This is a genomic window from Spirosoma harenae (assembly GCF_054776975.1).
The window spans coordinates 84,235-96,353 of sequence record NZ_BAAHBD010000002.1; the positions used below are offsets into that span (position 1 = coordinate 84,235).

Annotated in this window: 8 protein-coding genes; 2 read left to right on the forward strand and 6 right to left on the reverse strand. The window is 46.4% G+C overall.

Going from position 1 to position 12,119, the window contains the following annotated elements; all coding sequences use genetic code 11:
- Positions 1–13: 13 nt before the first annotated feature.
- On the reverse strand, positions 14–1,474 hold the full coding sequence (locus ACYVE4_RS00785; protein WP_460994867.1) for an ArnT family glycosyltransferase: 1,461 nt from the start codon (positions 1,472–1,474) through the stop codon (positions 14–16).
- 402 nt (positions 1,475–1,876) lie between these two features.
- On the opposite strand from ACYVE4_RS00785, the gene ACYVE4_RS00790 reads away from it, so the two are divergent.
- The gene (locus ACYVE4_RS00790) at positions 1,877–4,717 is read left to right on the forward strand and encodes a TonB-dependent receptor (protein ID WP_460994868.1); all 2,841 of its coding nucleotides are present in this window, start codon (positions 1,877–1,879) and stop codon (positions 4,715–4,717) included.
- A gap of 342 nt (positions 4,718–5,059) precedes the next feature.
- Positions 5,060–7,594 (forward strand): DUF5686 family protein, encoded by a 2,535-nt coding sequence (locus ACYVE4_RS00795; RefSeq protein WP_460994869.1) that lies wholly within the window; start codon positions 5,060–5,062, stop codon positions 7,592–7,594.
- Between the two features lie 27 nt (positions 7,595–7,621).
- Here the strand turns inward: ACYVE4_RS00795 and pgmB are convergent, their stop codons facing one another.
- The 5 genes from pgmB to ACYVE4_RS00820 all read right to left on the reverse strand — a co-directional run bounded on the left by pgmB (position 7,622) and on the right by ACYVE4_RS00820 (position 12,024).
- Positions 7,622–8,281, reverse strand: a complete 660-nt coding sequence (gene pgmB / locus ACYVE4_RS00800; protein WP_460994870.1) for a beta-phosphoglucomutase — start codon at positions 8,279–8,281, stop codon at positions 7,622–7,624.
- Between the two features lie 41 nt (positions 8,282–8,322).
- Positions 8,323–9,054: a DUF4386 domain-containing protein gene (locus ACYVE4_RS00805; RefSeq protein ID WP_460994871.1), complete on the reverse strand. Its 732-nt coding sequence runs from the start codon at positions 9,052–9,054 to the stop codon at positions 8,323–8,325.
- A 28-nt stretch (positions 9,055–9,082) separates the two neighbouring features.
- Positions 9,083–9,532: a hypothetical protein gene (locus tag ACYVE4_RS00810; protein ID WP_460994872.1), complete on the reverse strand. Its 450-nt coding sequence runs from the start codon at positions 9,530–9,532 to the stop codon at positions 9,083–9,085.
- Between the two features lie 144 nt (positions 9,533–9,676).
- Positions 9,677–10,087, reverse strand: coding sequence for a hypothetical protein (locus ACYVE4_RS00815; RefSeq protein WP_460994873.1), 411 nt, complete (start codon positions 10,085–10,087; stop codon positions 9,677–9,679).
- Between the two features lie 62 nt (positions 10,088–10,149).
- Positions 10,150–12,024, reverse strand: a complete 1,875-nt coding sequence (locus ACYVE4_RS00820) for a glycoside hydrolase family 13 protein (RefSeq protein ID WP_460994874.1) — start codon at positions 12,022–12,024, stop codon at positions 10,150–10,152.
- Positions 12,025–12,119 lie beyond the last annotated feature (95 nt).

Consider the following 12,119-nt stretch of genomic DNA (forward strand, 5'->3'; position numbering starts at 1 on the left):
CAACAACGACAGGTTACTTCCGAACCCAATAGGTCAGTGGAAATTCGGGGCTTTTGATCTGGACAAAATCCTTCTTTAAACCAGCCCGTAATTGACGGATTGCGTAGGCATTAGCTGGTTTGTTGAGCGCGGTACTATCGTCGATCAGACTGGAGCGATTGCCAAAAATAACTAGTTTCAGACTGGTATCGGCCAAGGCTTTTCCATAGGTATCGGGATGCGATTCGATGTAGTGAGTTGTCTGCATCTCCGTAAAAATGAAAGGCACATTGGGCTCCCGATCCGACAGGTAGTACAGGCTCATTGCGTTATCAAAGATGAGTGCATGACCATGACCTGCCTGTTTCCGAATAAACTCTCCGGCCTGCTCTTCGCCCTGATAATCAGCAATTGTTATAAATCGCTTGAGGGCATTCGGGCGGTAGAGTAAAAGACTCACCAGCAGAAGAATACCAACGGTTCCGGTCCCAATCAGCCAAAGTCGATAGGGAATATTGCGATGCCGGGCTTCATAATGAGTTAACCATTGATCGGCTATAAAACCCAGGTGTAGTGAAAAGAAAACTGCAGCCTGAAAAAAGTAATGACTGGCCTGCGTCTTGAGCATCGGAACGCAGGCAAAAAAGGCCAATGACAAAGCCAGCCACAGAGCGGGTGTTTTCTGATAAATCGTTCGATAAGGACGTTGCAGAACCAGAATAGCCGAAGCAAGTAATAACAGTAGGAGCCAGCCCAGTTTGATCAGGAACTTGCTCAGAAACAGAGTATGAGCGGGATAACCACCAAATGGATAAATATACGTCCATTCGAGATGAGCCTCCAGTCGATTGGTTGCATAAAAATAAAGCATGGATAGCAGGAGGGGGACCGCAAATCCTACCAATACGAGCATTCCCCTAATTACCATTGGCCAAAATGTGATCCGTCCGGTTAGGCATAACAACAGAATAAATGCCCCAAAACCAACAACATAAAAGGCCGCTACGCTCTTGAAACACATGGCAATCCCCAACAAAATTCCGGCACTCAGCCAACGCCAGTTCTGTTTGCCATTATTGCCAACCGCTAGGGTAAAAGCATTCAAACCGAACAAGGCCACCCAGCTTTCGGGCTCCAGGAAATTCATTTCCATGAAAAAGCAACAGATAGCCGTTAAAACTGTGGTCAACAGGGCCGCCCGTTCACCAAACAGTCGAGCAGCTCGCCAGGCAGAGGCTAATACACCCGCTGCCAGTAGGGTAATCAGTAGCGAAACGGAGGTATGATTATAGCCGCCCAGCAGATTCAGCAGGACATTTGTAGAGGAATAAAGCAGGTAAGATTTTGAGGGAATGAAGTCGTATAGCACATATCCTTCATTGAGCGATCGCGCAATAATTAAATATTCATACGCATCGTAGCCATATCCCGAATTGTAAGCAAATAGAAAAAATACAGGGCAAAAGAAGATCAGAAAGAATAGAAACCGCATCATAAAACTCAGGTACTACCTTAAATAAGGTACCATTTTATAAGCAAAGGTACTGGTTTACGGCCAAGCCATCACGTTTGGAATCCCCTTTTTGTCGACCGTTGACTCATTTCTATATAGAAAGAATAGAGGTTAATGATGAGCAATTTTCAATAATTAGCATTCTTGGAATCGTGCAATACGGCGCAGACAAGTCAATTTTGCCGCGGTGCAAGTATTTTATATAGAAGTAAGTCGCTGATTTCGTAAACGTTTTTGATAAATCGGAGTTCTTATCACCGAATAACCTCTCCATTCTTCATCTATCTATTTTTTGCTTTCGACACCCAAAAACGGGCATTCCGCCAAATTGATTTTTTGGTCCCGTAAGGTTGCCGCACTTTTGATGTATCAATTTAGACTCTCATGAAAACGCTGATATTTTCTTTACTCATCGTTAGTGCAACTACTTCATTTGCTCAGGTTGTTCCGTCGACACCGAGTAGTACAACGACTAGTTCACCTGCTAACACAGAACCGGGCACTGTGACCACTCCTGTTGCCCCACCCGACCCGTTTGGGAAAACGCCAACCTCAACGACTCCCGATAATTTCACAGCTCCTGCCGGATCGACTCCATCAACCATCAATGCGCCTGAAAGTATACCGGCTCAAACTGCAACGACACCATCGGAAGCAGATCCGATCGCTCGGGGAAACGGTAAGATTACAGGTACGTTGATGGATTCGACGACGAATAAACCTGTGGAATTTGCAACAGTTGCCCTGCTCAATACCGCTACAAACAAACCAATTGACGGAACAACAGCCGATGCGAAAGGTCAGTTTACGTTAGGGAAAGTGGCACCTGGTAAATACCGGCTCCTGTTTACATTCATCGGTTATAAAGACAAACGAAGTGCTTTGCTGACCGTCAACAAGGGTAGCACCATTACGTTGGGTACGATTCAATTGTCGCCCGATGTGCGGACGCTGAGCGAGGTAAATGTTGTCGGTCAGGCTGCCATGGTGGAAGAAAAAGTTGACCGACTAGTTTATAATGCAGATAAAGATCTTTCGGCCAAAGGTGGTGATGCCACTGACATTATGCGGAAAGTGCCTATGCTGTCGGTTGACCTCGACGGTAACGTAAGTTTACGGGGAAGCAGCAACGTTACGGTATTGATCAATAACAAACCGAGTACGATCGTTGCCAGCAGCGTAGCCGACGCCTTGAAGCAGATTCCGGCTGACATGATTAAAACGGTTGAAGTAATTACCTCGCCTTCAGCGAAATATGATGCAGAAGGTTCTGCTGGGATTATCAACATCGTAACCAAGAAAACGACGCTTCAGGGAATGACGCTCGACGTAAACGGTGGTGTGGGTAACCGGGGTAGCATGCTTGGCTTACACGGTAACTACCGTACGGGTAAAATGGGCTTTTCACTGGGCGGTTTTGGTCGCGCTGAATACAACATCAAAGGTGCATTCATGAATGATCAGACTACCCGCACCTACGATCCGACAACCAATACATTTTCGGCTCCTACCCGCACTCTGCAAAGTGCCAATACGCTGAACCAACGCCTGAACGGGAACTATCAATTAGGCTGGGATTACGATATTGATAAAAATACGTCGCTGACCGCCAGCATTCGTTACGGTGCTCGGAATGGTACTACGAAACAGAATAATCTGCTGACGCAAACGACATCGCCAACTAGCTATTTCCCGATCATTAATAATCGGAACGTAAAAACGACCGATCTGTCGGGAACGGTTGATGCGAACGTAACCTATACGAAAACCATCAAACCGCAGCAGGAATTTAGCGTACTGGCTTTGTATAGCCGCAACAACCGTACGAACGATTTCGTCGCTGATATTCTGGGGGGAACTGACTTCCAGACGATCACGAGTCGGCAGAAAAACGACAACACCAGCTATAACCAGGAATCGACTATCCAAGTTGACTATCAGACACCCGTCAAGAAAAATCAACTCTTGGAGTTCGGTGGTAAAGGCATTTTCCGCCAGGCCAATAGCGATTATCAATATTATTTTGCCACCGGTGATAATGGGGCGTACCAACTCGACAACACTCGTCCAGCCAACGCCCTGTTCTACAATCAGGATATTGCAGCGACTTACTTGTCGTATACACTTTCGACGAAGAGTAAATACACGATTAAAGCGGGTGCTCGATACGAATACACATTCATCAATGCCCGATTTAATAATGAAACGTCGAGTCCGTCAGGAACCATCCCAAACTATGGAAACTTGGTACCAAGCGTCAACATTTCGAAAAGTCTGAAAGGTGGCCGGATAGTTAAATTGGCCTATAACCGTCGGATTCAACGACCTGGTATTCAATTCCTGAATCCAAATGAAAACTCGTCGAACCCAACGAATATTTCGGTTGGTAACCCGTATCTGTCGCCTGAATTGACGGATAATGTGGAGTTAAGCACGAGTGGTAACATCAAGGGCCTGTATCTAAATACGTCCCTGTTTGCTCGCCAGACCAACAATGAAATCACAGGCGTTCGGGATGTACAGACGCGATCGATTGGTGATCCAACTAACCCGATCATCCAGAACATAATCCGTACTAGCTACCAAAACGTTGGCCGTCAGAACGCTATCGGGATGAATATATTTGGGAATGGCACGTTGTTCAAAAAATTGCAACTGGGTGGTGGTCTCGATATTTATCATGTCAGTCTGACGAATAATAATGCAAACATCGTTTACTCCGCTTCTAATTCGGGTTGGGTAGTCGGTGGTCGGATTATGAGCAGCCTGATGCTTGGCAATGGCTGGGGCTTCCAGCTCTTTGGCGGAGGACGCGGCAAGCAAATACAGTTGCAGGGTTATCAGAGCAGCATGTACTTCTACAGCTTAGGGATGCGGAAAGAATTCAATAACAAGAAAGGAAGCCTGGGTCTAGCGGCTGAAAACATATTCAACCATCCGTTTGTCCAGAAGTCAGAATCGAATTCGCCTATTCTTACTCAGTATTCGCAGAACAGTATGTATAACGCGGGGGTACGTCTGACGTTCAGCTACAAGCTTGGAAAAATGAGTTTCGATCAACCACAGAAACGTCGTAAATCAGTGAACAACGACGACCTGAAAGGCGACGGGGGGGGAGATGACAACAATAACGATCAACAGCAGTCACAAGGCCAAGGCCAGGGTGGAAACCGTGGTAATGGTGGCGGAACGCGAGGAGCTGGTGGTGGTCGCCCACGGAACTAATCCTAATCTGACCGTAAGCAGTCTACCCATAAAAGTCAATTACACTTCATCAGCGTTTACTTAGATTAGGTTGGTAATGAATTCCTCCTGCGCTGCGGGAGGAATTTCTTTTTCTATACAATTCAATCAACTGTTTGCAACGGTGATAACCAGCTTTACGTATTGATAGACAGCTAGTCAGCTGTTTATAGTATCGTAATAGTACTATTTCTGTCTTTTTTAGAACATCCTCAACTTTGTTCGAATTGCTCGATTTTTTTCTTCAAAAATGCTCTTTATAGTAAACTCTATTGACTAATTTTTGATTACGTATAGCGTGGCAGTTATCGATATGCTAGTTTGATGAAGCAAATATTACAAGCTTTTTTTACTGTTCATGTATTGCTGGTTGGATGGCTTTCTCAAGCGATGGCTCAGGAGAAAGCGTATATTATCAGTGGGCAGGTAACTGATGCGACTACCGGTACGGGTATTCCGTTTGCCAGTATCGCCTTGAAAGGGAAAACATCTGGTACCACAACAGATGTCGATGGTCGTTATACGCTTCGCCTGACCGAATTGTCGGATTCATTGCTGGTACTAAGCTTGGGTTATCGTACGCAGGCCTATTTCATTCAGCTACTGCCGACTCAAAAAATCGATGCTCAGCTAGTAGCCGCTGCTACGAAACTGGCAGAAGTGCATGTGTATGCGAAAGGGGGCGATCCTGCCTATCGGGTTATCCGGGAAGTCGTTCGTCGACGCGATCAATTCAATCCTGCTCAACTGTCAGCTTATCAGTATGATAGCTATACGAAGATTGAAGCTTACATCAATAACTTCGATAAGAAGCGGAAAAACAATAAAAAGCCCGGCCCCGTCGGACGATTGCTAAGTAAGCTACCCGCTATTACTGACGAAAATGGAAATGCGGCTGTCCCCGTATTTATTTCTGAAACCTTCTCGAATTTCTTTGCCCGAACCAATCCCGAAAAAGTAAAAGAACACGTACTGAAATCACGTGTTACAGGCGTTGGCGTGTCTGATGGCGGATTGATTTCGCAACTGACTGGCGCGTCGTTTCAACAGTATAATTTTTACCGAAATTCACTTTTTATTTTCCGAAAAGACATTCCATCGCCAGTCGGAAGTCAGTGGGAAACGGTGTACACATTTCGCTTGCGGGATACCGTTTCGCTAAACAATTCAACTGCCTTTGTCATTGATTTTGAGCCTAAACGAGCTACGGATCTGGCGTTTGCGGGAACGGTCTGGATCGATACGCTGCAAATGGTTTTGGCACAGCTCGATGTACGTGTCGATAAGCGGGCCAATATCAATTTTGTGGACGAACTGCACATTGAGCAGTTTTGGGACACTATGCCATCGGGATTACGTTTTCCAACACAGACACAGGTTACGATCGATACCGATGAACCTGCCCCTCGTGCGCCTGGTGCATTGATTCGTTTTTTCACAACAGCTCAAAACGTCGTTGAGAACAATCCAAAAGATGTTACCTTCTACGATCCTTCCATTGAGTTAGCAGACGATTATAAGGAATCTGATGTTGCTTTCTGGCAACAGGTTCGGCCGAGTTCACTCTCTCCAAATGAGTTGCGCGCCATTCAGGTTGTGGATTCGGTTCGGAATGTGCCTTTTATGAAAGTGGCGGGCGAAATCATCAAACTGGGCGTAATCGGTTATAAGCCGCTTGGAAAGTCGAATATTGAATTAGGCCCTATTTTGTATTCGTATGCCAGTAATAGCATCGAAGGAAGCCGGTTCCGGCTTGGTTTACGAACAACGACTGGATTTAGCCGGAAATGGTTCCTGAGTGGGTATATGGCCTATGGAACCCTGGATCAGCAGTTGAAGTATAGCGCTAATATCGAGTACATTATAAATCGAAAGCCCTGGACCGTTATTGGCGGTAGACGGACGTATGATTTAGAACGGGTAGGCGTATCGGCCGACAATATTGGCAACAATTCGCTCTTTGCAGCCTACTCCCGATTCGGGTCAATTCGCAGACCTTATTTTCAGGAAGAAAACCTCGTTTATTTCCGGCGCGAAATGGGACGGGGTTTTACGCAGACGCTGGCTTTACGAAATCGGAGTTTCGAGCCGCTGTTTCCGTTCGCTTTTCAACCCCAGGTTCGCGATGAGGACCAGACAATCCGAAGTGTTTATCAAACCACGGAGCTGATTTCAGAGACCCGATTTGCGCCCGACGAAGTTATTCTTCAAAACGACAATGTTCGGGTTAGTACGGGGGCTGTTCGAAAGCCAATTTTTACGTTACGCTATACGCTGGGTCTTCGGAATGTATTTGATGGCGATTTTACCTACCATCGGGTTGCGTTAACGATGCGACATTCCTTCCGGATGGGCGTACTCGGTCGGACGTATTATTCACTTGGTGCCGGAATTATCCCATCTACCGTACCATATCCACTGCTGAACATGCCGCTAGGTAACGAGTCATCGTTCTATGTTGGAAACGCCTATAACCTGATGAACTATTTCGAGTTTGTGACCGATCGTTGGGCGACAGCGCAGTTTGAACATAATTTTAATGGATTGCTATTCAATCGATTGCCCTTGTTACGCAGGCTAAAATGGCGGGAGCTGGTAACGGCCAAAGTGCTGGTAGGTAGTGTTACCAATGCGAATCTGGCGATGATTCCGGCAACCAACGCGTCTGGCCAAACGGTAGAAGGATTCAGCTCGCTCAATGGAACACCCTACATTGAAGTGGGGTACGGCATCGATAATATCTTTAAAGTTTTACGCGTAGATGCTATCCATCGACTCACGTACCGCGACAATATTGGGCGTACAGGCATTCCTGTAACGCCCTTCGCCATCAAATTCTCCGGCTGGTTGTCGTTGTAAGTTGGATTCCTAAAACAGGAAACTAACTTAGGCTGACGCCTTCTGCAGCACTTCTTCCACCGTCAGCGATTCTAGCGAAGGAGCTACCAGATCCGCCAGTGTGAGAATTCCGGGTAATCCGATCCCTACAACGAAAATACCACCGCGTTTACCGGCTTCCACGCCCGCCACGGCATCTTCAAAGACCACGCATTCGGCAGGACTGACGCCTAGTTCGTCGGCTCCTTTGGTGAACACTTCCGGGTCGGGTTTGCCTTTGCTAATTTTGGTACCGTCGATGATCGCGTCGAAAGCTTCGGTCATGCCGATACGTTCTAGAATTAGCGGGGCATTTTTGCTGACGGAGCCCAATGCTGTTAACAATCCGGCTTTGCGCACCTGCGAGAAGAAATTGGCGACACCAGGCAAAATATCCTCAGGAGTCATTCGGCTGACCAGATCCAGATACCATCCGTTTTTCTGTGTAGCCAGTTCAACCTTTTTTTCGTCTGACAAAACTAGCCCGCCGTGTTCCAGAATAATATCCAGCGATTCGGTACGACTAACTCCTTTAAGCCGTTCGTTAAATTCCTCTGAAATATCAAAGCCGAGTTCGTTGGCTAGCCGTTTCCAGGCCTGATAATGGTAGATAGCCGTATCGACAATAACGCCGTCGAGGTCGAATAGAAACGCTTTTATGGAACTCATTAGCCCTATAGTGATTGAATAAGGCGCAAAGGTAGGCAGTTTTATACGCTCGTCGGTATAGTATCGATCCGATAGAGCCGTAAAAAATAGATGCCTACAATCAAAAGCCACACAAGCCATAGCGTACTGCCCAGGAAGCCAGCCATTTCCCAAACTGGGAAACTGGGAATTACGGTTGCCAGTAAGTCGCCCTGTGCCAGCAGGTAAATGGCTGACGATCCATAGCCGAACCAACTAACCCAACTCGGTAAAAGACCTAATTGGATGAATGCACGTGCTATTAAAATCGTCCAGACAATCGTCAGTAACTGGCCCAAATGTTCGCCTAATAAAACACCGCCATATTGATGAATGGTCTGAAAAACAACCACATTGGCAGCCCGAATAGATGGATCGGTAGAGGTCACATAATTCGTAGCCAGAACGGGTACAACGAACGTCCAGCGCAGCAGTCCGACAATCTGTACAATTCCCGATATAACGCCGAGAACCGTTGCCCAACGCACATAATAGAGGCTATTTTCGAATTTCTGACCGATAAGTATATACGCTAGAAGTAACGGAAAACCTGTGAGTGCAAATGCTAACCAGATAAAAATAAGAGTAGAGCCCCCAGCGTGAAACTGCGTTAAAATCTGACCAGGATCCTGCCGAAGAACAATCGGATAATTGAACAGGACGGTTAGCAATGTGTATGGAATAAGCACCAGTATAGCGCCCAGAATAAACAAACTGCCAATCAGGCGGTTCGATGGAATGGAAGAGGAAATCATGACTGTTTGTGATAAGATAGAGTGGGATTTACCAGGAGAAAGCATAGCCTATTCCGGGTGTTGGATTAACTTTCAGGCTTTCACCCGGAGCTGTTAATACAGCCACGCCAATGCGTAGATTCAGCCCTTTCCAGACCATCCAGCGGTAACCAACTTCGCCCATTGCTCCATTCTTATCTTCATAGTCGCGGTTGAGGCCCCGTACGTATGAGATAGATGTATAAAACGAAGAAGGATTGGGCTTGTGACCGACCGGCAGAAACCAATAGGTTAGCCCTGCCCGAAGAAAAGATGTATTGACTCCTGCACTGAAAGCAGTTGGATAATAGCCCGCGTGAATGGAAACGTGATTCTGGCGGTATTCCAGGCCAATAGATGGGTTTCGGAAGCCGTTGATACTAAGCTCGTGGCGGGGAAATGGCTGGGCAAATACATGGCTTGCCCCTAGCAGAAGACTCATTAAAAGTAACCGTTGCATATCGTCTTTTTTGTTGTGATTGACGATGCAAAGGTGGCCGACCGTTCAGCCAATTTACTGGACATTTGTCCAAATCGTAAAGGGTTGCTTTATAGAGGGTTAAATTTTTATGGCAAAAGAATAAGGGCGTTGTTAAGAGTGCCCTTATTCTTTTGTGCCCATGAATTCCAGTCCATCTGGTTTGCCAGCGTTATGCATAATGATCAGTACCCAACGTTTTTGGGTTCCTTCCAGTGAGCGCAATTCCTCGAATGCATAGTGCCCAATCACTTGATTATCCAGACTTAGTTCATAGCTTGTCGAACTGGTTTTCGTCGCTGTAATGCCAGTTAGCGAATAAGACCCTACGCCAAACCGATCGTAAGTAAATCGGTAGGTAGCACCACCCGTTGCCTGAATGTTCAGTCGTTGGGTGGTGGGCATCGAACAACGAATCGGATCGATTTGCAACCGAAATTGTCCCGGTAACGTACCGTCATCCACAGATGAAACGGGATCTATCTGACAACCAGACAGGATCAGAATTGCTGAAAAAAGCAGGAGAATTGATTTCATACAATAAGCTGTTTTTTTCAGTGGATTCCGAACGAAGTCAAAGCGTTGGAATATAGTGCGTTTTAGTTCTGTAGCTCTAGCACTAGTGCGGTTTTAGCGGGTAGCTTGAGCATTTTTATATCCGCAATCGTCGCATCCGTCATGACATCTCGTGCTGATGTAACCCCTTTCATTCGCTCGGCAAACCGGGCTGTGTCGAGTGAAATTTCTTTATCGGTTGTGTTCGTTGCTACCATTACAGTTTTAGTACCATCGTACCGAAAATAAACATACGTACCATCCTGCGGCAGAAACTGCATGAGTTTTCCGCTATGTAGCACCGAATTATTACGTCGATAGGTTGCTAGTTTTCGGACGTATTGAAAAGCGTCGTTTTCGCGCGGATTTCGACCGGCCGCTTCAAATTTATTCTCTTTGTCGCCGGGGAAACCACCAGGGAAATCGCGTCGCACTTCGGCGTCGGACGGATCTTTGAAGTTTTTCATTAGAATTTCCGTACCGTAATACATCGACGGAATGCCCCGCGTCGTCAGTAGCCAGGTCAGGCCGATTTTATACTTGTCGAAATCGTCACCAATGACGGATAGGTATCGGTCTGTATCGTGGTTATCGAGAAACGTAACCAGTTTGTCGGGATCAACATAAACGGCATCCTGCGCCAGTGCCTGATAGAATCGATTGACGCCATCATCCCAACTAAACTTCTGTTTCAGCGCATCCAGCATCGACGCATACAGCACAAAATCAAGTCCGCCTGGTTGATTGGATTTGAATGGGAAATCAATTTTGTTCCGCGTGTAATATGCCTGATCGACTACGTTGTTTACCCATGATTCGCCGAAGATGTGGATTTTCGGGTATTCGATCATAAGCGCCTGATTACAGCGGTTCATAAATGGCTGATCGTTATACATATACGTGTCCACGCGGCAGGCATCTACGCCAAAATTTTCTACGCTCCAGATGGCATGCTGAATCAGAAAATTCGCTACAAATGGGTTGCTCTGGTTCAGGTCGGGCAGGAAGGGGACAAACCAACCATCGAGCGTTACTTTACGGTCGCTTGTAGCACCGTGTGGGTCGGTAATGGGCTGGTACTTATAGGATGTATTGGTGTAGGTTGGCCACTGGTGCAGCCAGTCTTTGCTGGGCATATCTTTGATAAACCAGTGATTGATGCCGCAATGATTATACACCGCATCCTGAACAACTTTCAGACCCATACCATGCGCTTTTTTTACAAATGCCTTATACGCTTCGTTGCCGCCCAGTCGCTTATCGACTGCATAATGATCGGTAAACCCATAGCCGTGGTACGCCGAACGCATAGCACCGCCTTCATTCGTAAGAGGCTGATTGTTTTCCAAAACGGGCGTAAACCAGATAGCTGTTACACCCAAATCTTTCAGATAATCAAGACGTTGGGCAGCTCCGGCTAAATCACCGCCGTGTCGATAAAATGGGTTTGATCGGTCGGCATTGGGATCGGCCATGTCGGCGAATTTGTCATTACTTTCATCGCCATTGGCAAACCGGTCAGGCATGGCCAGATATATAAAATCAGCCGAGGTAACGCCCTGCCCTTTTGGTGTTTTGTCGCGAGCTTTGAGAGCAAATGGTTGCGTTAACGTTTGATTTCCGCGTTTTCCAATAATGTTAACCGTACCCGGTTTGGCGGTTGCCGCAATCGTCAGATCCAGAAATACATAATTCGAATTTTCGACCGCGTGGGTCTTTACTAATTTAACGCCCGGATAATTGATGGTGTAGGTTAACGTTCCGGCATTTGGGCCGTAGACGAGTAATTGTACAGCTGGGTTTTTCATGCCTACCCACCAGTTTGTTGGATTGATTCGCTGGATGACAGCTTGTTGCCCATAAGCAAATCGGACAGCGGTGCAGAGAACCAATAAATAGGTATACATCAATCGTTTCATGGAGATCATAGGTTAATCATAAAATAGTCCAACAAGAACGTAAAAATAGCCCAATATTCTAGGGGGTAAATTTTTCGATTCTTATCAGCATTCGA